This is a genomic window from Bacillus sp. MD-5, from assembly GCF_002201875.1.
Classification (GTDB): Bacteria; Bacillota; Bacilli; order Bacillales; family Bacillaceae; genus Bacillus; species Bacillus stercoris.
The window spans coordinates 2,095,386-2,115,591 of sequence record NZ_CP021911.1 but is presented as its reverse complement, the minus strand read 5'-3'; the positions used below and the strand labels follow the sequence as shown (position 1 = coordinate 2,115,591).

Here is a 20,206-nt window from a genome sequence, read left to right as displayed (position 1 = left end):
AAATAGGGAGAAAGGTTTTTTTATACTTTAATAGATTGAGGATGAGAAATTTTCTAAAGATGTCATATTCAAATAGGACAACGTCATACACATATAGTGTCCTGTGTTTGATTGAAAGAGCTTAATAAAATTGATAAGGATAGGAAGTCCGGGAGGGGATCACTTGGAAAAGGTCGATATTTTCAAGGATATCGCTGAACGAACAGGAGGCGATATATACTTAGGAGTCGTAGGTGCTGTCCGTACAGGAAAATCCACGTTTATTAAAAAATTTATGGAGCTTGTGGTGCTCCCGAATATCAGTAACGAAGCAGACCGGGCCCGAGCGCAGGATGAACTGCCGCAAAGCGCAGCCGGCAAAACAATTATGACTACAGAGCCTAAATTTGTTCCGAATCAGGCGATGTCTGTTCATGTGTCAGACGGACTCGATGTGAATATAAGATTAGTAGATTGTGTAGGTTACACAGTGCCCGGCGCTAAAGGGTATGAAGATGAAAACGGGCCGCGGATGATCAACACGCCTTGGTACGAAGAACCGATCCCATTTCATGAGGCTGCTGAAATCGGCACACGAAAAGTCATTCAAGAACACTCGACCATAGGAGTTGTCATTACGACAGACGGCACCATTGGGGATATCGCCAGAAGTGACTATATAGAGGCTGAAGAAAGAGTCATTGAAGAGCTGAAAGAGGTTGGCAAACCCTTTATTATGGTCATCAACTCAGTCAGGCCGTATCACCCGGAAACGGAGGCTATGCGCCAGGATTTAAGCGAAAAATATGATATCCCGGTATTGGCAATGAGTGTAGAGAGTATGCGGGAATCAGATGTACTGAGTGTGCTCAGAGAGGCCCTCTACGAGTTTCCGGTGCTTGAAGTGAATGTCAATCTCCCAAGCTGGGTAATGGTGCTGAAAGAAAACCATTGGCTGCGTGAAAGCTATCAGGAGTCCGTGAAGGAAACGGTTAAGGATATTAAACGGCTCCGGGACGTAGACAGGGTTGTCGGCCAATTTAGCGAGTTTGAGTTCATTGAAAGTGCCGGCTTAGCCGGAATTGAGCTGGGCCAAGGGGTGGCAGAAATTGATTTGTACGCGCCTGATCATCTATATGATCAAATCCTAAAAGAAGTTGTGGGCGTTGAAATCAGAGGAAGAGACCATCTGCTTGAGCTCATGCAAGACTTCGCCCATGCGAAAACAGAATATGATCAAGTGTCTGAGGCCTTAAAAATGGTCAAACAGACGGGATACGGCATCGCAGCGCCTGCTTTAGCTGATATGAGTCTTGATGAGCCGGAAATTATAAGACAGGGCTCGCGATTCGGTGTGAGGCTGAAAGCTGTCGCTCCGTCGATCCATATGATCAAAGTCGACGTCGAAAGCGAATTCGCCCCGATTATTGGAACGGAAAAACAAAGTGAAGAGCTTGTACGTTATTTAATGCAGGACTTTGAGGATGATCCGCTCTCCATTTGGAATTCCGATATATTCGGAAGGTCACTGAGCTCAATTGTGAGAGAAGGGATTCAGGCGAAGCTGTCACTCATGCCTGAAAACGCACGGTATAAATTAAAAGAAACGTTAGAAAGAATCATAAACGAAGGCTCTGGCGGCTTAATCGCCATTATCCTGTAATACCGGTAGACCTCTTTATAGAATGGGAGGTCTTTTTTCTTTGCTCTTAATAATGGAAAAGGATCAAGGAATAGGATGAAAAAAGTAAAAAAAGGAATATTTGTTCGATAAATCACGTTAAATCCTTGACGAGCAAGGGATTGACGCTTTAAAATGCTTGATATGGCTTTTTATATGTGTTACTCTACATACAGAAATTCTTCACTTTGTTGGACAAACATTCCTCAGAGTGCAGTTTTTCTTAAAAAGCCGTTTAATTGTCTTTCTCTTGCCTGCTCTTATTTTTTTCTGAGACAGGTTTAGAATCAGACTGAACTGTGAAGAAATGATAATAAACGAACTGAATGTATTCCTTTTGGGAGGAGGTGAAAGGCATGAACAAAACAGAACTTATCAATGCGGTTGCAGAAGCAAGCGAATTGTCTAAAAAAGACGCTACAAAAGCAGTTGACTCTGTTTTTGATACGATCTTAGATGCACTTAAAAACGGTGATAAAATCCAACTGATCGGTTTTGGTAACTTCGAGGTGCGTGAACGTTCTGCACGTAAAGGACGCAACCCTCAAACAGGTGAAGAAATCGAAATTCCTGCAAGCAAAGTACCTGCTTTCAAACCAGGTAAAGCGCTTAAAGACGCAGTTGCCGGAAAATAATTGTGAATATAGATCGTGTATGCATCTAGCTTACATACACTTTATTTCTTCACAGAAAAGCCCCTTTCTAAGGGGCTTTTCATATTTCAAGAGCATGGGCTTCCTGACAGGGCATTCACTTTGCTTTTAGCGGGGCATGTGTGCTAGAATCGAAATTAAATGTATTCATTGGTGGAGGACATAGAACATGAAAGAAGTTAATAAAGAGCAAATCGAACAAGCTGTTCGTCAAATTTTAGAAGCGATCGGAGAAGACCCGAATAGAGAAGGGCTTCTTGATACTCCGAAAAGAGTCGCAAAGATGTATGCCGAAGTATTCTCCGGCTTGAATGAAGATCCAAAAGAACATTTCCAGACTATCTTCGGTGAAAACCATGAGGAGCTTGTTCTTGTAAAAGATATCGCGTTTCATTCTATGTGTGAGCATCACCTGGTTCCCTTTTATGGAAAAGCACATGTTGCATATATACCGCGAGGCGGAAAGGTCACCGGACTCAGCAAGCTGGCACGTGCCGTTGAAGCCGTTGCAAAGCGTCCGCAGCTTCAGGAACGCATCACTTCGACAATCGCGGAAAGCATCGTAGAAACGCTTGACCCGCATGGCGTAATGGTTGTGGTTGAAGCAGAACACATGTGCATGACGATGCGCGGTGTAAGAAAACCGGGTGCAAAAACTGTCACTTCAGCAGTCAGAGGCGTTTTTAAAGATGATGCCGCTGCCCGTGCAGAAGTACTGGAGCATATTAAACGTCAGGACTAATAAAGATAGAGGGTGCTATAAATGAATCAAAAGCATTCAAGTGATTTTGTCGTCATTAAAGCGGTTGAGGATGGAGTAAATGTGATCGGCCTGACAAGAGGAACAGACACAAAGTTTCACCATTCCGAAAAACTCGACAAGGGAGAAGTGATCATCGCTCAGTTTACAGAACATACTTCTGCCATCAAAGTCAGAGGAGAGGCACTGATTCAAACCGCGTACGGAGAAATGAAAAGCGAAAAAAAATAAGCTGGCTGTCCCCGCTGTTAAAAGCAAATGCTCGCAAACAGCGGGAGGATACAGCCAATTTCTTTTTTTTATGCTATAATGATATCTGCGTAAGCGAATGAAAAGATAAGACTCTTACATAGATTAAGAAATAAATGTGAATTTGGGGACAAGGGTGATATTTTTGCAAGACATCTACGGAACTTTAGCCAATTTGAACACAAAATTAAAACAAAAGCTGTCTCATCCTTATTTAGCGAAGCATATTTCTGCGCCGAAAATTGATGAGGATAAGCTTCTTCTTTTTCATGCTTTATTTGAAGAAGCAGACATAAAAAACAACGACAGAGAAAATTATATTGTAACAGCGATGCTTGTACAAAGCGCCCTTGATACCCATGATGAAGTGACGACAGCTAGAGTCATAAAACGAGACGAAAACAAAAACCGCCAATTGACTGTTCTCGCGGGCGATTATTTCAGCGGGCTGTACTACTCTTTACTATCTGAAATGAAGGATATCTACATGATTCGGACGCTTGCTACAGCTATCAAAGAAATCAATGAACATAAAATTCGCCTATATGACCGTTCTTTCAAGGACGAAAACGATTTTTTCGAAAGTGTCGGCATCGTTGAATCAGCTTTATTCCATCGTGTGGCAGAACACTTCAACCTTCCGCGCTGGAAAAAGCTGTCGAGTGATTTTTTTGTATTTAAGCGGCTTATGAACGGGAATGATACATTTCTGGACGTGATCGGCAGTTTTATACAGCTTGGAAAAACAAAAGAAGAGATATTAGAAGATTGTTTTAAAAAAGCGAAAAACAGCGTTGAGTCACTTTTGCCTCTAAATTCTCCTATTCAGAACATTTTATTAAACCGTCTGAAGACAATCAGCCAAGATCAAACCTATCATCAGAAAGTGGAAGAAGGGTAAACCATTATGCAGGACTCAAAAGAACAGCGCGTACACGGAGTATTTGAAAAAATATATAAAAACTATGACCAAATGAACTCTGTCATCAGTTTTCAGCAGCACAAAAAATGGCGCGATAAAACGATGCGCATCATGGATGTAAAAGAAGGCGCCAAAGCACTCGATGTATGCTGCGGAACGGCTGACTGGACGATCGCTCTTGCAAAATCGGCCGGCAAAAGCGGCGAGATCAAGGGCTTGGATTTCAGTGAAAATATGCTGAGTGTCGGCCAGCAGAAAGTAAAAGACGGCGGATTCAGCCAAATCGAACTGCTGCATGGAAATGCGATGGAGCTTCCTTTTGATGATGATACATTTGATTATGTCACTATTGGCTTCGGACTCCGCAATGTCCCTGATTACTTGACTGTATTGAAAGAGATGAGACGTGTAGTGAAGCCGGGCGGCCAGGTTGTATGTCTGGAAACGTCTCAACCGGAAATGTTCGGATTCAGACAGGCTTACTTTATGTACTTTAAGTACATTATGCCGTTTTTCGGAAAACTGTTTGCGAAGAGCTATAAAGAATATTCTTGGCTTCAAGAATCAGCCAGAGAATTCCCTGGAATGAAGGAACTGGCAGGCCTGTTTGAAGAGGCGGGCCTGAAAAATGTTAAATATCATTCGTTTACTGGCGGAGTCGCTGCCACGCATATCGGATGGAAATGAAAACACAGATGTTTGGGTGAATGATATGAAATTTAAAATGGCCTACTCTTTTTTAAATGACGATATTGATGTAATCGAAAGAGAACTTGAACAAACCGTACGTTCCGATTATCCGCTTTTAAGCGAGGCGGGGCTTCACCTGCTGCAGGCCGGAGGGAAACGTATTCGGCCTGTTTTCGTACTGCTTTCAGGCATGTTTGGCGATTACGATATTAATAAGATTAAATATGTGGCTGTCACTCTGGAAATGATTCACATGGCATCTCTGGTTCATGATGATGTCATTGATGATGCGGAGCTTCGCCGAGGGAAACCGACAATCAAAGCAAAGTGGGACAATCGTATTGCGATGTACACAGGCGATTATATGCTTGCGGGATCTCTTGAAATGATGACGAGGATTAACGAACCGAAAGCCCATAGGATTTTGTCGCAGACGATCGTTGAAGTTTGTCTAGGAGAAATCGAGCAGATCAAAGACAAATACAACATGGAACAAAACCTCAGAACATATCTCCGCCGTATTAAAAGAAAAACGGCTCTCTTGATCGCGGTCAGCTGCCAGCTCGGTGCCATTGCGTCTGGCGCTGATGAGAAGATTCATAAGGCGCTGTACTGGTTTGGATATTATGTCGGAATGTCTTACCAAATTATTGATGATATTCTTGATTTCACTTCAACTGAAGAAGAGCTGGGTAAACCCGTTGGAGGAGATTTGCTTCAAGGGAACGTCACATTGCCAGTGCTGTATGCCCTGAAAAATCCAGCATTAAAGAACCAGCTTAAATTGATTAACAGTGAGACAACGCAGGAACAGCTTGAACCAATCATTGAAGAAATCAAAAAAACGGATGCCATTGAAGCATCTATGGCAGTAAGCGAAATGTATTTGCAGAAAGCTTTCCAGAAATTAAATACGCTTCCCAGAGGCCGCGCGCGCTCGTCTCTTGCAGCCATCGCAAAATATATCGGTAAAAGAAAATTTTAATTTTTGTAGATATTAAGAAATTTCTCCGCCCCGGATTGATTAATTATCAGAAAGATGTTACGATTTCGGTGTGCAGTGTGAAAGCCTATACATACATAATGATGGGGTGGAGAATATGATGGAAAAGACTTTTATCATGGTGAAACCAGACGGTGTCCAACGTCAGCTCATTGGGGACATTTTATCTAGATTCGAACGTAAGGGCTTACAATTAGCTGGTGCCAAGTTAATGAGAGTGACTGAACAAATGGCTGAGAAACACTACGCCGAACATCAAGGGAAGCCTTTCTTCGGAGAGCTCGTTGAGTTTATTACTTCAGGACCTGTATTCGCAATGGTGTGGGAAGGCGAAAATGTCATTGAAGTGACGAGACAGCTGATCGGAAAGACAAATCCTAAAGAAGCTTTACCTGGTACGATCCGGGGAGATTATGGCATGTTTGTCGGGAAAAACATCATCCACGGCTCTGATTCTCTCGAAAGTGCAGAACGCGAGATTAACATTTTCTTTAAGAATGAAGAATTAGTGTCATATCAGCAGCTTATGGCAGGCTGGATCTATTAATCATTGTGAAAATATGTAACAGAGCCGGCATTATTGAACGCCGCCGGTTTTTGAACTGTTTTGTAAAGGTTTACATTGAAGTGAATAAAGGGTTCAATGGCAGTGCGCATCAGGCCTCTGCCTTTCCCAATGATCTAAAATCAGCTGAAAAGCTGATTTTTTTATTGAATTAATACAATTTCCTGATAAAACAAGCTATACTAGGACAAAAAGACAGCGAGACTGGGAGAGTAGAGATGGATACATACAGCGTTTTTACAACGAAATGGAAACAATTAACCGGAGTCGATTTGACACTATACAAAGAATCACAAATGAAGAGAAGGCTAACATCACTTTATGAGAAAAAGGGGTTCCAAAGCTTTAAGGACTTTGCGGCGGCATTGGAAAAGGATCAAGCTCTCTTAAATGAAACATTGGACAGAATGACGATCAATGTTTCAGAATTTTATCGTAATTATAAAAGATGGGAAGTTCTTGAGACTGCTATTCTGCCGTTAATCAAGACCTCTAAGCCTTTGAAGATTTGGAGTGCCGCCTGTTCAACAGGTGAGGAGCCATACACGCTTGCCATGCTTTTGGACCAGCAAAAAGGTCTTCCGGGCTATCAGATTTTGGCAACGGATATTGATGAAAAAGCATTGGAAAAAGCGAAAAAAGGCGTTTATCAGGAGCGGTCTTTACAGGAAGTGCCGTTATCAGTGAAGGATCGTTATTTTACTCAAAACACAAATGGAAGTTATGAAGTAAAACCGGGAATCAAAAAGAATATTACATTCAAAAAGCACAATCTGCTGGCGGATCGTTATGAACAAGACTTTGACTTAATCGTGTGCCGCAATGTATTTATTTACTTTACAGAAAGCGCGAAGGAAGAGCTTTATTTAAAAATGGCAAATAGCTTGAAAAAGAATGGAGTTCTTTTTGTCGGCAGCACCGAGCAAATCTTCAACCCTGAGAAATTCGGCCTGGCTCCAGCCGATACATTCTTTTATCAAAAAAGATAGACTGACTTTTTGCTGAAAAATATGTTATAGTAGTCTTACTTAAAAGCGTTAATGCGATGAAGGGAGAAGAAGTCATGAGATATTTAACAGCCGGAGAATCACACGGCCCCCAACTGACAACCATTATTGAAGGTGTGCCTGCCGGGCTTTACATAACGGAGGAAGATATCAATTTTGAGCTTGCCAGACGCCAAAAAGGCCACGGCCGCGGCCGTCGCATGCAGATCGAAAAAGACCAAGCCAAAATTATGAGCGGGGTGCGCCATGCACGTACACTCGGCTCACCAATTGCTCTCGTTGTTGAAAATAACGATTGGAAGCATTGGACAAAAATCATGGGTGCCGCTCCGATTACAGAAGATGAAGAAAAGGAAATGAAGCGCCAAATTTCCAGACCGAGACCTGGGCACGCTGACTTAAATGGCGCGATTAAATATAATCATCGTGATATGAGAAATGTGCTTGAGCGCTCTTCAGCAAGGGAAACAACTGTCAGAGTGGCGGCAGGGGCTGTTGCTAAAAAGATTCTTTCTGAGCTCGGCATTAAGGTGGCGGGCCACGTGTTGCAAATTGGCGCAGTTAAAGCTGAAAAAACAGCATATACGTCAATTGAAGACCTGCAGCGTGTAACGGAGGAGTCTCCTGTCAGATGCTACGATGAAGAGGCAGGCAAAAAAATGATGGCTGCCATTGATGAAGCGAAGGCAAACGGAGATTCCATCGGCGGAATTGTGGAAGTCATTGTCGAGGGAATGCCAGTAGGTGTGGGCAGCTATGTCCATTATGACCGCAAACTGGACAGCAAGCTTGCTGCAGCTGTACTGTCAATTAACGCATTTAAAGGTGTTGAATTCGGGATCGGATTTGAGGCGGCAGGCCGAAATGGAAGTGAAGTCCATGACGAGATCATTTGGGACGAGGAAAAAGGCTACACCCGTGCCACCAACAGACTTGGAGGGCTGGAAGGCGGCATGACAACAGGGATGCCAATTGTTGTCCGCGGAGTCATGAAGCCGATTCCGACTTTGTATAAACCGCTGAAAAGTGTCGATATTGAAACGAAAGAACCGTTTTCCGCCAGCATTGAACGTTCTGACAGCTGTGCTGTTCCTGCGGCAAGTGTAGTAGCTGAAGCGGCTGTCGCTTGGGAAATTGCGAACGCAGTCGTTGAACAATTCGGCTTAGATCAAATCGACCGCATTAGAGAAAATGTGGAGAATATGAGAAAACTGTCGAGGGAATTTTAATGAAGACACTGCATGTTCAAACTGCTTCTTCGTCGTATCCTGTTTTTATCGGACAAGGCATCAGAAAAAAGGCTTGCGATCTATTAACCTCCTTAAACAGGCCTTTAACAAGGATCATGCTTGTTACGGATGAAGAGGTGGACCGCCTGTATGGCGATGAAATGCTTCATTTGCTGCAAGAAAAGTGGCCTGTGAAAAAAGTGACGGTACCGAGTGGAGAGCAGGCGAAATCCATGGACATGTATACGAAATTGCAGAGTGAAGCGATTCGTTTTCATCTGGATCGCTCCTCTTGTATCATCGCATTCGGAGGCGGTGTTGTAGGGGATCTTGCCGGTTTTGTGGCTGCCACTTTTATGCGCGGCATTGATTTCATCCAAATGCCCACGACGCTCTTGGCGCATGACAGCGCAGTCGGAGGAAAAGTAGCCGTGAACCATCCGCTTGGAAAAAATCTAATCGGTGCGTTTTACCAGCCGAAAGCCGTGCTCTACGATACAGAGTTCTTGCGTTCTCTGCCTGAAAAAGAACTTCGGTCCGGAATGGCAGAAGTAATTAAACACGCATTTATCTACGACAGAGCGTTTCTGGAAGAGCTGCTGAATGTCCGCTCACTTCGTGATATCACTAATGATCAGCTGAATGACATGATTTTTAAAGGCATTTCAATTAAAGCGTCTGTCGTTCAGCAGGATGAAAAAGAAGAGGGGATAAGAGCTTACTTAAACTTTGGGCATACGCTCGGCCATGCCGTTGAGGCGGAATATGGCTACGGGCAAATCACTCACGGTGATGCAGTAGCCCTCGGGATGCAGTTTGCTTTATATATAAGCGAAAAGACTGCAGGCTGTGAAATGGACAGAAAACGTTTGGTCAGCTGGCTAAAACGTTTGGGTTATCCAACTCAAATCAGAAAAGAGACGGAAACTTCGGTTCTCTTGGACCGTATGATGAATGATAAGAAAACCCGAGGCGGGAAGATTCAGTTTATTGTGCTCAACGAATTAGGGAAAGTTGCTGACCACACATTTTCAAGAAATGAACTTGAGAGCTGGCTGAACAAATGGCGATTGGAGGAGACATCATGATGATTCGCGGAATTCGCGGAGCAACTACAGTTGAACGGGATACTGAAGAAGAAATTTTACAAAAAACAAAACAGCTGTTAGAGAAAATCATAGAAGAAAATCAAACAAAACCGGAAGATGTTGTTCAAATGCTTCTTTCGGCTACACCTGATTTGCACTCTGTTTTCCCGGCAAAAGCTGTTCGCGAGCTTTCAGGATGGCAGTATGTACCGGTAACATGTATGCAGGAAATGGACGTAACAGGCGGTCTGAAAAAGTGCATAAGAGTCATGATGACGGTCCAGACAGATGTCCCTCAGGATCAGATCAGACATGTATATTTAGAAAAAGCCGTCGTATTGAGGCCCGATTTATCATTGACAAAAAATACTGAATTGTAATACGATAAGAACAGCTTAGAAATACACAAGAGTGTGTATAAAGCGATTAGAATGAGTTGAGTTAGAGAATAGGGTAGCAGAGAATGAGTTTAGTTGAGCTGAGACATGCATGTTTATTCTACCCAAAAGAAGTCTTTCTTTTGGGTTTATTTGTTATATAATATTTTATCCTCTCATGCCATCTTCTCATTCTCCTTGCCATAAGGAGTGAGAACATTGAATTTCCAATCAAACATTTCCGCATTTTTAAAGGACAGCTTGTCCCACCACACGATACCGATTGTGGAGACCTTCACAGTCGATACACTGACACCCATTCAAATGATAGAGAAGCTTGACAGAGAGATTACGTATCTTCTTGAAAGCAAGGACGATACATCAGCTTGGTCAAGATATTCGTTTATCGGTCTGAATCCATTTCTCACAATTAAAGAAGAACAGTGCCGATTTGCAGCCGTTGATCAGGACAGCAAATCTCTTTACACGGGAAATGAACTAAAGGACGTACTGAACTGGATGAATGCCACATACAAAATCAAAACACCTGAGCTTGGCATTCCTTTTGTCGGCGGGGCTGTCGGGTACTTAAGTTATGATATGATCCCGCTGATTGAGCCTTCTGTTCCTTCGCATACAAAAGAAACAGAAATGGAAAAGTGTATGCTGTTTGTTTGCCGGACATTAATTGCGTATGATCATGAAACCAAAAACGTCCACTTTATCCAGTATGCAAGGCTCAATGGAGAGGAAACAGAAAACGAAAAAATTGATGTGTTCCATCAAAATCATCAAGAGCTCCAACATCTCATCGAAAAAATGATGGACCAAAAAAACATAAAAGAGCTGTTTCTCTCTGTTGATTCATACAAGACACCCAGCTTTGAGACAGTATCTTCTAATTATGAAAAATCGGCTTTTATGGCTGATGTAGAAAAAATCAAAGGCTATATAAAAGCAGGCGATATCTTCCAGGGCGTTTTGTCACAAAAATTTGAGGTTCCGATAAAAGCAGATGCTTTTGAGTTATACCGAGTGCTTAGGATCGTCAATCCTTCTCCGTATATGTATTATATGAAACTACAAGACAGAGAAATAGTCGGCAGTTCTCCGGAACGGTTAATCCACGTTCAGGACGGGCACTTGGAAATCCATCCGATTGCCGGTACGAGAAAACGCGGTGCAGACAAAGCCGAAGATGAGAGGCTGAAAGTTGAGCTGATGAAGGATGAAAAAGAAAAGGCGGAGCATTACATGCTCGTTGATCTTGCACGAAACGATATCGGCAGAGTAGCAGAGTATGGGTCTGTTTCTGTGCCGGAGTTCACAAAAATTGTCTCCTTTTCACATGTCATGCACATTATCTCGGTGGTTACAGGGCAACTGAAAAAAGGGGTTCATCCCGTTGATGCACTGATGTCTGCTTTCCCGGCGGGGACTTTAACAGGAGCACCTAAAATTCGTGCCATGCAGCTTTTGCAAGAGCTCGAACCAACACCGAGAGAGACATACGGAGGGTGTATTGCCTACATTGGGTTTGACGGGAATATCGACTCTTGTATTACGATTCGCACGATGAGTGTAAAGAGCGGTGTTGCATCGATACAGGCAGGTGCCGGCATTGTTGCTGATTCTGTTCCAGAAACCGAATACGAAGAAAGCTGTAATAAAGCCGGTGCGCTGCTGAAAACGATTCATATTGCAGAAGACATGTTTCATAGCAAGGAGGATAAAGCTGATGAACAAATTTCTACAATTGTGCGTTGACGGAAAAACCCTTACAGTCGGTGAGGCTGAAGCGCTGATGAATATGATGATGGCAGCGGAAATGACTCCTTCTGAAATGGGCGGTATATTGTCTATTCTTGCTCATCGGGGAGAGACGCCAGAAGAGCTTATGGGTTTTATGAAGTCAATGCGGGCACACGCTCTTACAGTCGATGGACTTCCTGATGTCGTTGATACATGCGGAACCGGGGGAGACGGTATTTCCACTTTTAATATCTCAACGGCATCGGCAATTGTTGCCTCGGCAGCTGGCGCGAAAATCGCTAAGCATGGCAATCGCTCTGTCTCTTCTAAAAGCGGGAGCGCTGATGTTTTAGAGGAGCTAGAGGTTTCAATTCAAACTACTCCTGAGAAGGTCAAAACAAGCATTGAAACAAATAATATGGGATTTCTATTTGCGCCGCTTTATCATTCGTCTATGAAACATGTAGCAGGTACTAGAAAAGAGCTAGGTTTCAGAACGGTATTTAACCTGCTCGGACCGCTAAGCAATCCTTTGCAGGCGCAGCGTCAGGTGATCGGGGTCTATTGCGTTGAAAAAGCTGGACTGATGGCAAGCGCACTAGAGTCATTTCAGCCGAAGCATGTCATGTTCGTATCAAGCCGTGACGGTTTAGATGAGCTTTCAATTACAGCGCCGACCGACGTGATTGAATTAAAGGATGGAGAGCGCCGGGAATATACGGTTTCACCCGAAGATTTTGGTTTTGTAAATGGCAGACTTGAAGATTTACAGGTGCAGTCACCGAAAGAGAGCGCTTATCTCATTCAGAATATTTTTGAAAATAAAAGCAGCAGTTCCGCTTTATCTATAACGGCTTTTAATGCGGGTGCTGCGATTTACACGGCGGGAATTACCGACTCACTGAAGGAAGGAACGGAGCTGGCGTTAGAGACGATTACAAGCGGAGGCGCTGCTGCGCAGCTTGAACGACTAAAACAGAAAGAGGAAGAGATCTATGCTTGAAAATATCATCAAACAAAAGAAAGAAGAAGTGAAAACACTGGTTCTGCCGGTAGAGCAGCCTTTCGAAAAACGTTCATTTAAAGATGCGTTGGCAAGCCCGAATCGGTTTATCGGGCTGATTGCCGAAGTGAAGAAAGCATCACCGTCAAAAGGGCTGATTAAAGAGGATTTTGTCCCTGTGCGGATTGCAAAAGACTATGAAGCTGCGAAGGCAGATGCGCTTTCCGTTTTAACAGACACCCCGTTTTTTCAAGGGGAAAACAGCTATTTATCAGATGTAAAGCGCGCTGTTTCGATTCCTGTACTCAGAAAAGATTTTATTATTGATTCTCTTCAAGTGGAGGAATCAAGAAGAATCGGTGCGGATGCCATATTGTTAATCGGCGAGGTGCTTGACCCCTTACACCTCTATGAATTATATCTTGAAGCAGGCGAAAAGGGGATGGACGTGTTAGTGGAGGTTCATGATGCATCAACGCTAGAACAAATATTGAAAGTGTTCACACCTGATATTCTCGGCGTAAATAACCGAAACCTAAAGACGTTTGAAACATCTGTAAAGCAGACAGAACAAATCGCATCTCTCGTTCCGAAAGAATCTCTGCTTGTCAGCGAAAGCGGAATCGGTTCTTTAGAACATTTAACATTTGTCAACGAACATGGGGCGCGAGCTGTACTTATCGGTGAATCATTGATGAGACAAACTTCTCAGCGAAAAGCAATCCATGCTTTGTTTGGGGAGTAAGGTTGTGGAGAAACCGGCATTAAAATATTGCGGTATTCGGTCACTAAAGGATTTGCAGCTTGCGGCGCAATCACAGGCTGACTATCTTGGCTTTATATTTGCTGAAAGCAAACGAAAAGTATCTCCGCAAGATGTGAAAAAGTGGCTGAACCAGGTTCGTGTCGAAAAAAAAGTTGCAGGTGTTTTTGTTAATGAATCAATAGAGAGGATGTCACGCATTGCCAAGGAATTGAAGCTTGACGTCATTCAACTTCATGGTGATGAAAACCCGGCGGTGGCTGATGCGCTTCGCAAGCTGACAGATTGTGAAATCTGGAAGGCGCTTCACCACCATCATAATACAACTCAAGAGATAACCCGCTTTATAGATAATGTGGACGGCTTTGTGATTGATTCATCTGTAAAAGGGGCTAGAGGCGGAACTGGTGTTGCATTTTCATGGGATTGTGTGCCGGAATATCAGCGGGCGGTGATTGGTAAACGCTGCTTTATCGCTGGCGGGGTGAATCCGGATAGCGTCACAGGCCTATTGAAATGGCAACCGGCAGGAATTGACCTTGCCAGCGGAATTGAAAAAAATGGGCAAAAAGATAAAAATCTGATGAGGCTTTTAGAAGAAAGGATGAACCGATATGTATCCATATCCGAATGAAATAGGCAGATACGGTGATTTTGGCGGGAAGTTTGTTCCGGAAACACTCATGCAGCCGTTAGATGAAATAGAGACAGCATTTAAACAAATCAAGGATGATCCTGTTTTTCGTGAAGAATATTATAAGCTGTTAAAGGACTATTCCGGACGGCCGACTGCATTAACATATGCTGATCGAGTCACTGAATACTTAGGCGGCGCGAAAATCTATTTGAAACGAGAAGATTTAAACCATACAGGTTCCCATAAAATCAATAATGCGTTAGGCCAAGCGCTGCTTGCTAAAAAAATGGGCAAAACGAAAATCATTGCTGAAACGGGCGCCGGACAGCACGGCGTTGCCGCTGCAACAGTCGCAGCCAAATTCGGTTTTTCGTGCATTGTGTTTATGGGCGAGGAGGATGTTGTCCGCCAGTCTCTGAACGTTTTTCGCATGAAGCTTCTTGGTGCGGAAGTAGTGCCTGTAACAAGCGGGAACGGAACATTGAAGGATGCTACAAATGAGGCGATCCGTTACTGGGTTCAGCATTGCGAGGATCATTTTTACATGATTGGATCAGTTGTCGGTCCGCACCCTTATCCGCAAGTGGTCCGCGAATTTCAAAAAATGATCGGAGAGGAAGCGAAGGATCAGCTGAAACGTATTGAAGGCGCTCTGCCTGATAAAGTAGTGGCATGTGTAGGCGGAGGAAGCAATGCGATGGGTATGTTTCAGGCATTTTTAAACGAAGATGTTGAACTGATCGGAGCTGAAGCTGCAGGAAAAGGAATAGATACTCCTCTTCATGCCGCCACTATTTCGAAAGGTACGATAGGGGTTATTCACGGTTCATTGACATATCTCATTCAGGATGAGTTCGGGCAGATAATTGAGCCTTACTCTATTTCAGCAGGTCTCGACTATCCGGGAATCGGTCCGGAGCACGCTTACTTGCATAAGAGCGGCCGTGTCACTTATGACAGTATCACAGATGAAGAAGCGGTGAATGCATTAAAGCTCTTGTCAGAAAAAGAGGGGATTTTGCCGGCAATCGAATCTGCCCATGCGTTAGCGAAGGCATTCAAACTCGCCAAAGGAATGGATCGCGGTCAAATCATTCTCGTTTGTTTATCAGGACGGGGAGATAAGGATGTCAACACATTAATGAATGTATTGGAAAATGAGGTGAAACCCCATGTTTAAATTAGATCTTCAACCATCAGAAAAATTGTTTATCCCGTTTATTACGGCTGGCGATCCAGTGCCTGAGGTTTCGATTGAACTGGCGAAGTCTCTCCAAAAAGCAGGCGCCACAGCACTGGAGCTTGGTGTTCCATACTCTGACCCGCTTGCAGACGGCCCGGTGATACAGCGGGCTTCAAAGCGGGCGCTTGATCAAGGAATGAATATCGTAAAGGCAATCGAATTAGGCGGAGAAATGAAAAAAAACGGAGTGAATATTCCGATTATCCTCTTTACGTATTATAATCCTGTGTTACAATTGAACAAAGAATACTTTTTCGCTTTACTGCGGGAAAATCATATTGACGGTCTGCTTGTTCCGGATCTGCCACTAGAAGAAAGCGCCAGCCTTCAAGAGGAGTGTAAAAGCCATGAGGTGACGTATATTTCTTTGGTTGCGCCGACAAGTGAAAGCCGTTTGAAAACCATTATTGAACAAGCCGAGGGCTTCGTCTACTGTGTATCTTCTCTGGGTGTGACCGGTGTCCGCAATGAGTTCAATTCATCCGTGTACCCGTTCATTCGGACTGTGAAGGATCTCAGCACTGTTCCGGTCGCTGTAGGGTTCGGTATATCAAACCGTGAACAGGTCCTAAAGATGAATGAAATTTGTGACGGTGTCGTAGTAGGAAGTGCGCTCGTCAGAAAGATAGAAGAATTAAAGGACCGGCTCACCAGCGCTGAAAAGAGAAAACAAGCGCTGCAGGAATTTGAGGAGTACGCAATGGCGTTTGGCGGCTTGTACAGTTTAAAATGAGGTGACTGATTTGCGTATCAAAGAACATTTAAAACAGCTGAAGCCTTATCAGCCCGGTAAGCCGATCGAAGCAGTGAAATCAGAATATGGCTTGGATAAAGTTGTGAAGCTTGCTTCAAACGAGAATCCGTACGGCTGTTCGGAGGCTGCAAAAGAGGCGCTTCATCATGAGATTCAACAGCTTGCCCTTTACCCAGACGGGTATAGCGCCGCTTTGCGGACAAGGCTCAGTAAGCACCTCAATGTCAGCGAAACATCACTTATTTTCGGCAACGGTTCTGATGAAATCATTCAAATCATCTGTCGGGCATTTTTAAACGATAAAACAAACACGGTTACTGCTGCCCCCACTTTTCCGCAATATAAACATAATGCGGTCATTGAAGGTGCTGAAGTACGTGAAATCGCACTTCGTCCTGACGGCTCACATGATCTAGACGCCATGTTAGAAGCGATCGACGAACAGACACAAGTCGTTTGGATATGCAGCCCGAATAATCCGACTGGCACTTATACATCTGAAGGAGAATTACTCGCATTTCTGGAGCGCGTTCCTTCACGTGTCCTTGTCGTCCTTGACGAAGCATATTATGAATATGTAACAGCCGAGGATTACCCGGAAACCGTGCCGCTCTTAAGCAAGTATTCCAATTTGATGATTTTGCGCACATTTTCAAAAGCATATGGTCTGGCAGCGCTCAGAGTCGGCTACGGAATTGCTGACGAGAACCTGATTCGCCAGATTGAGCCGGCGAGAGAGCCGTTTAATACGAGCCGTCTGGGCCAGGCTGCGGCGATCGCAGCGCTTGATGATCAAGCGTTTATTGCTTCCTGTGTCGAGCAAAATAATGCAGGCCTTCAGCAGTATTATGATTTTGCGAAGACTCATGGTTTAAAGTGCTACCCTTCACAGACAAATTTTGTGTTAATGGACTTTAAACGCCCTGCTGATGAACTGTTTCAGGCTCTGCTTGAAAAAGGCTATATCGTCCGGTCAGGAAATGCGTTAGGTTTCCCGACATCACTCCGGATTACGATCGGAACAAAAGAGCAAAACGAAGAAATACTTGCCATTTTAGCTGAAATTTTATAAGAGGTGATCAAATGTCACCTCTTTAGTCTATAAACCAGGTGATGACGTATGAATCAAATGAAAGATACAATATTGCTCGCCGGTCTCGGATTGATAGGCGGTTCGATTGCGCTAGCGATCAAAAAAAATCACCCCGGCAAACGGATTATCGGAATCGATATCTCTGATGAACAGGCGGTTGCCGCATTAAAGTTAGGTGTGATAGACGATCGTGCTGATTCGTTTATTAGCGGTGCGAAAGAGTCGTCTACAGTCATCATTGCGACACCAGTCGAACAAACGCTGGTTATGCTTGAAGAGCTGGCTCATTCAGGAATTGAACACGAGCTTTTGATTACGGATGTGGGAAGCACAAAGCAAAAAGTGGTTGATTATGCTGATCAAGTGCTGCCTAGCCGCTATCAATTTGTCGGAGGGCATCCGATGGCGGGTTCACATAAATCAGGGGTGGCCGCTGCGAAAGAATTCCTATTTGAAAATGCATTTTATATTTTAACACCAGGCCAGAAAACGGATAGACGAGCGGTAAAACAATTGAAAAACCTGCTGAAGGGGACAAATGCCCATTTTGTGGAAATGTCACCAGAGGAACATGATGGCGTCACGAGTGTTATTAGTCATTTTCCGCATATTGTCGCAGCAAGCCTAGTTCATCAAACCCATCATTCGGAAGACCTTTATCCGCTAGTTAAGCGTTTTGCTGCCGGCGGGTTCAGAGATATTACAAGGATTGCATCGAGCAGCCCGGCCATGTGGCGGGATATTCTACTACATAATAAAGATAAAATTTTGGATCGTTTTGATGAGTGGATTCGTGAAATTGACAAGATCCGTACATATGTAGAACAAGAAGATGCAGAAAATCTATTTCGTTATTTTAAAACAGCTAAGGATTATCGCGACGGGCTGCCGCTTCGGCAGAAGGGAGCGATACCGGCATTTTATGATTTATACGTGGATGTTCCCGATCATCCGGGTGTGATATCCGAGATAACGGCGATCTTAGCTGCGGAGCGCATCAGCATCACGAATATCCGCATTATTGAAACACGAGAGGATATTAACGGGATTTTAAGGATCAGTTTTCAGTCTGATGACGACCGCAAACGGGCAGAACAATGCATTGAAGCCCGGGCGGAATATGAAACTTTTTATGCTGATTGAGGTGGAAAAAAATGAAACAAGAAAAGGTGCAGGCTTTACACGGAGAAATACATATTCCCGGTGATAAATCCATTTCTCACCGCTCTGTTATGTTTGGCGCGTTAGCGACAGGCACAACAACAGTTAAAAACTTTCTGCCGGGAGCAGATTGTCTGAGCACAATCGATTGTTTTAGAAAAATGGGTGTTCAAATTGAGCAAAACGGCAGCGATGTCGTGATTCACGGAAAAGGAATCGATGCCCTGGAAGAGCCAGAGTGCCTTTTAGATGTCGGAAATTCAGGGACAACAATTCGCCTGATGCTCGGAATATTGGCGGGTCGTCCTTTTTACAGCGCGGTAGCAGGAGATGAGAGCATTGCGAAGCGTCCAATGAAGCGTGTTACTGAGCCTTTGAAAAAAATGGGGGCTAAAATCGACGGCAGAGCCGGTGGAGAATTTACACCGCTGTCAGTGAGCGGCGCCTCATTAAAAGGCATTGATTATGTATCACCTGTCGCAAGCGCGCAAATTAAATCTGCTGTTTTGCTGGCCGGATTACAGGCTGCGGGCACAACAACTGTTACAGAGCCCCATAAATCCCGCGACCACACTGAGCGGATGCTGTCTGCTTTTGGAGTTAAGCTTTCTGAAGATCAAACAAGTGTTTCCATTGATGGAGGCCAGAAACTGACAGCTGCTGATATTTTTGTTCCTGGAGACATTTCTTCAGCCGCGTTTTTCCTTGCTGCTGGCGCGATGGTTCCAAACAGCAGAATTGTATTGAAAAACGTTGGGTTAAATCCGACTCGGACAGGTATTATTGACGTCCTTCAAAACATGGGGGCAAAACTTGAAATTAAACCATCTGCTGACAGCAGTGCAGAGCCTTATGGAGATTTGATTATAGAAACGTCATCTCTCAAAGCAGTTGAAATCGGAGGAGATATCATTCCGCGTTTAATTGATGAAATCCCTATCATCGCGCTTCTTGCGACTCAGGCGGAAGGAACGACCGTTATTAAGGACGCGGCAGAGCTTAAAGTGAAAGAAACAAACCGCATTGACACTGTTGTTTCTGAGCTTCGCAAGCTAGGTGCTGAAATTGAACCGACAGCAGATGGAATGAAGGTTTATGGCAAACAAACGCTGAAAGGCGGCGCAGCAGTGTCCAGCCACGGAGATCATCGAATCGGAATGATGCTTGGTATTGCTTCCTGTATAACAGAGGAGCCGATTGACATCGAGCACACGGATGCCATTCACGTTTCTTATCCAACCTTCTTCGAACATTTAAATAAGCTTTCTAAAAAATCCTGAAGTTTTACTTCAGGATTTTTTTTGCAGATTGACTGGAAGAATCATAATTCGAGGCAAAAAAACATAGCTTGTCTTATAGAGAGGAAAGAAAAACGAAAAGGGGGGATGCGCTTTACTGACAAGCCGGCAGGTCAAAGAGCTGCTTTACTGTACAGAGGGCGATCTTCCTTTTTTCATTTTCTATCTCAAGATCTTTTGGTAAACTAATAAGACTCAATAATTTCCTTCCGTACAGCAAGCATCTTATTTGCCGGGGGCATTCGTCTGAATTAAGATAAGATTAACCCGAACAAATAAAGCTTTTTTGTATGGTTGAT

The 20,206-nt window shown here is 43.9% G+C and carries 21 protein-coding genes; all 21 read left to right on the top strand.

The genetic code is table 11. The annotated features are described in order from the left end of the window. Window positions 1-163: 163 nt before the first annotated feature. The 21 genes from spoIVA (at window position 164) to aroA (ending at window position 19,889) form a co-directional block, all read left to right on the top strand. Window positions 164-1,642: a stage IV sporulation protein A gene (gene spoIVA, locus CDO84_RS10395; protein ID WP_014664418.1), complete on the top strand. Its 1,479-nt coding sequence runs from the start codon at window positions 164-166 to the stop codon at window positions 1,640-1,642. 374 nt (window positions 1,643-2,016) lie between these two features. Continuing rightward, a complete protein-coding gene (hbs, locus tag CDO84_RS10390; protein ID WP_003153447.1) occupies window positions 2,017-2,295 on the top strand; it encodes a non-specific DNA-binding protein Hbs in 279 nt (92 codons plus the stop codon). Between the two features lie 187 nt (window positions 2,296-2,482). Further along, window positions 2,483-3,055: a GTP cyclohydrolase I FolE gene (folE, locus tag CDO84_RS10385; protein ID WP_003225516.1), complete on the top strand. Its 573-nt coding sequence runs from the start codon at window positions 2,483-2,485 to the stop codon at window positions 3,053-3,055. A gap of 21 nt (window positions 3,056-3,076) precedes the next feature. Next, window positions 3,077-3,304 carry a trp RNA-binding attenuation protein MtrB gene (gene mtrB, locus CDO84_RS10380; protein ID WP_003230576.1) on the top strand — a complete coding sequence of 76 codons (228 nt, stop codon included), beginning with the start codon at window positions 3,077-3,079 and terminating at the stop codon, window positions 3,302-3,304. Window positions 3,305-3,467: 163 nt separating this feature from the next. Beyond that, window positions 3,468-4,223, top strand: a complete 756-nt coding sequence (hepS, locus tag CDO84_RS10375; RefSeq protein ID WP_014664416.1) for a heptaprenyl diphosphate synthase component 1 — start codon at window positions 3,468-3,470, stop codon at window positions 4,221-4,223. 6 nt (window positions 4,224-4,229) lie between these two features. Next, window positions 4,230-4,931 (top strand): demethylmenaquinone methyltransferase, encoded by a 702-nt coding sequence (menG, locus tag CDO84_RS10370; protein ID WP_040082761.1) that lies wholly within the window; start codon window positions 4,230-4,232, stop codon window positions 4,929-4,931. Between the two features lie 25 nt (window positions 4,932-4,956). Next, window positions 4,957-5,919 (top strand): heptaprenyl diphosphate synthase component II, encoded by a 963-nt coding sequence (hepT, locus tag CDO84_RS10365; protein WP_003246013.1) that lies wholly within the window; start codon window positions 4,957-4,959, stop codon window positions 5,917-5,919. Window positions 5,920-6,034: 115 nt separating this feature from the next. Then, window positions 6,035-6,484: a nucleoside-diphosphate kinase gene (ndk, locus tag CDO84_RS10360; protein ID WP_010886554.1), complete on the top strand. Its 450-nt coding sequence runs from the start codon at window positions 6,035-6,037 to the stop codon at window positions 6,482-6,484. A 236-nt stretch (window positions 6,485-6,720) separates the two neighbouring features. Then, a complete protein-coding gene (gene cheR, locus CDO84_RS10355) occupies window positions 6,721-7,491 on the top strand; it encodes a protein-glutamate O-methyltransferase CheR (RefSeq protein WP_040082763.1) in 771 nt (256 codons plus the stop codon). Window positions 7,492-7,565: 74 nt separating this feature from the next. Continuing rightward, window positions 7,566-8,738, top strand: coding sequence for a chorismate synthase (gene aroC, locus CDO84_RS10350; RefSeq protein WP_040082764.1), 1,173 nt, complete (start codon window positions 7,566-7,568; stop codon window positions 8,736-8,738). Then, on the top strand, window positions 8,738-9,826 hold the full coding sequence (gene aroB / locus CDO84_RS10345; RefSeq protein WP_040082766.1) for a 3-dehydroquinate synthase: 1,089 nt from the start codon (window positions 8,738-8,740) through the stop codon (window positions 9,824-9,826). Before aroC ends, aroB begins: the two co-directional genes overlap by 1 nt. Beyond that, complete coding sequence (gene aroH, locus CDO84_RS10340; protein ID WP_014664409.1) at window positions 9,823-10,206, top strand: chorismate mutase; 384 nt, start codon at window positions 9,823-9,825, stop codon at window positions 10,204-10,206. Before aroB ends, aroH begins: the two co-directional genes overlap by 4 nt. 216 nt (window positions 10,207-10,422) lie before the next feature. Beyond that, window positions 10,423-11,970 carry an anthranilate synthase component I gene (gene trpE, locus CDO84_RS10335; protein ID WP_040082768.1) on the top strand — a complete coding sequence of 516 codons (1,548 nt, stop codon included), beginning with the start codon at window positions 10,423-10,425 and terminating at the stop codon, window positions 11,968-11,970. Continuing rightward, window positions 11,942-12,958, top strand: a complete 1,017-nt coding sequence (gene trpD, locus CDO84_RS10330) for an anthranilate phosphoribosyltransferase (RefSeq protein WP_040082769.1) — start codon at window positions 11,942-11,944, stop codon at window positions 12,956-12,958. The genes trpE and trpD overlap by 29 nt, the downstream gene beginning before the upstream one ends. After that, the gene (gene trpC / locus CDO84_RS10325; protein WP_040082771.1) at window positions 12,951-13,703 is read left to right on the top strand and encodes an indole-3-glycerol phosphate synthase TrpC; all 753 of its coding nucleotides are present in this window, start codon (window positions 12,951-12,953) and stop codon (window positions 13,701-13,703) included. The genes trpD and trpC overlap by 8 nt, the downstream gene beginning before the upstream one ends. Window positions 13,704-13,707: 4 nt before the next feature. Further along, window positions 13,708-14,355 carry a phosphoribosylanthranilate isomerase gene (locus CDO84_RS10320; protein ID WP_040082773.1) on the top strand — a complete coding sequence of 216 codons (648 nt, stop codon included), beginning with the start codon at window positions 13,708-13,710 and terminating at the stop codon, window positions 14,353-14,355. Further along, window positions 14,336-15,538 (top strand): tryptophan synthase subunit beta, encoded by a 1,203-nt coding sequence (gene trpB / locus CDO84_RS10315; RefSeq protein WP_040082775.1) that lies wholly within the window; start codon window positions 14,336-14,338, stop codon window positions 15,536-15,538. The genes CDO84_RS10320 and trpB overlap by 20 nt, the downstream gene beginning before the upstream one ends. After that, a complete protein-coding gene (gene trpA / locus CDO84_RS10310) occupies window positions 15,531-16,334 on the top strand; it encodes a tryptophan synthase subunit alpha (protein ID WP_040082776.1) in 804 nt (267 codons plus the stop codon). Before trpB ends, trpA begins: the two co-directional genes overlap by 8 nt. Before the next feature lie 10 nt (window positions 16,335-16,344). Then, window positions 16,345-17,427, top strand: a complete 1,083-nt coding sequence (gene hisC, locus CDO84_RS10305) for a histidinol-phosphate transaminase (protein WP_040082777.1) — start codon at window positions 16,345-16,347, stop codon at window positions 17,425-17,427. Between the two features lie 48 nt (window positions 17,428-17,475). Continuing rightward, the gene (locus tag CDO84_RS10300) at window positions 17,476-18,591 is read left to right on the top strand and encodes a prephenate dehydrogenase (RefSeq protein WP_040082779.1); all 1,116 of its coding nucleotides are present in this window, start codon (window positions 17,476-17,478) and stop codon (window positions 18,589-18,591) included. A gap of 11 nt (window positions 18,592-18,602) precedes the next feature. Next, window positions 18,603-19,889 (top strand): 3-phosphoshikimate 1-carboxyvinyltransferase, encoded by a 1,287-nt coding sequence (aroA, locus tag CDO84_RS10295; RefSeq protein WP_040082781.1) that lies wholly within the window; start codon window positions 18,603-18,605, stop codon window positions 19,887-19,889. The last annotated feature ends 317 nt before the right edge of the window (window positions 19,890-20,206 follow it).

Excerpts from the sequence above, each read along its gene's own strand:
- hbs (WP_003153447.1), top strand. The coding sequence starts at position 2,017 with ATGAACAAAACAGAACTTATCAATGCGGTTGCAGAAGCAAGCGAATTG.
- folE (WP_003225516.1), top strand. The coding sequence starts at position 2,483 with ATGAAAGAAGTTAATAAAGAGCAAATCGAACAAGCTGTTCGTCAAATT.
- mtrB (WP_003230576.1), top strand. The coding sequence starts at position 3,077 with ATGAATCAAAAGCATTCAAGTGATTTTGTCGTCATTAAAGCGGTTGAG.
- menG (WP_040082761.1), top strand. The coding sequence starts at position 4,230 with ATGCAGGACTCAAAAGAACAGCGCGTACACGGAGTATTTGAAAAAATA.
- hepT (WP_003246013.1), top strand. The coding sequence starts at position 4,957 with ATGAAATTTAAAATGGCCTACTCTTTTTTAAATGACGATATTGATGTA.
- ndk (WP_010886554.1), top strand. The coding sequence starts at position 6,035 with ATGATGGAAAAGACTTTTATCATGGTGAAACCAGACGGTGTCCAACGT.
- cheR (WP_040082763.1), top strand. The coding sequence starts at position 6,721 with ATGGATACATACAGCGTTTTTACAACGAAATGGAAACAATTAACCGGA.
- aroC (WP_040082764.1), top strand. The coding sequence starts at position 7,566 with ATGAGATATTTAACAGCCGGAGAATCACACGGCCCCCAACTGACAACC.
- aroB (WP_040082766.1), top strand. The coding sequence starts at position 8,738 with ATGAAGACACTGCATGTTCAAACTGCTTCTTCGTCGTATCCTGTTTTT.
- aroH (WP_014664409.1), top strand. The coding sequence starts at position 9,823 with ATGATGATTCGCGGAATTCGCGGAGCAACTACAGTTGAACGGGATACT.
- trpD (WP_040082769.1), top strand. The coding sequence starts at position 11,942 with ATGAACAAATTTCTACAATTGTGCGTTGACGGAAAAACCCTTACAGTC.
- trpC (WP_040082771.1), top strand. The coding sequence starts at position 12,951 with ATGCTTGAAAATATCATCAAACAAAAGAAAGAAGAAGTGAAAACACTG.
- trpB (WP_040082775.1), top strand. The coding sequence starts at position 14,336 with ATGTATCCATATCCGAATGAAATAGGCAGATACGGTGATTTTGGCGGG.
- trpA (WP_040082776.1), top strand. The coding sequence starts at position 15,531 with ATGTTTAAATTAGATCTTCAACCATCAGAAAAATTGTTTATCCCGTTT.
- CDO84_RS10300 (WP_040082779.1), top strand. The coding sequence starts at position 17,476 with ATGAATCAAATGAAAGATACAATATTGCTCGCCGGTCTCGGATTGATA.
- aroA (WP_040082781.1), top strand. The coding sequence starts at position 18,603 with ATGAAACAAGAAAAGGTGCAGGCTTTACACGGAGAAATACATATTCCC.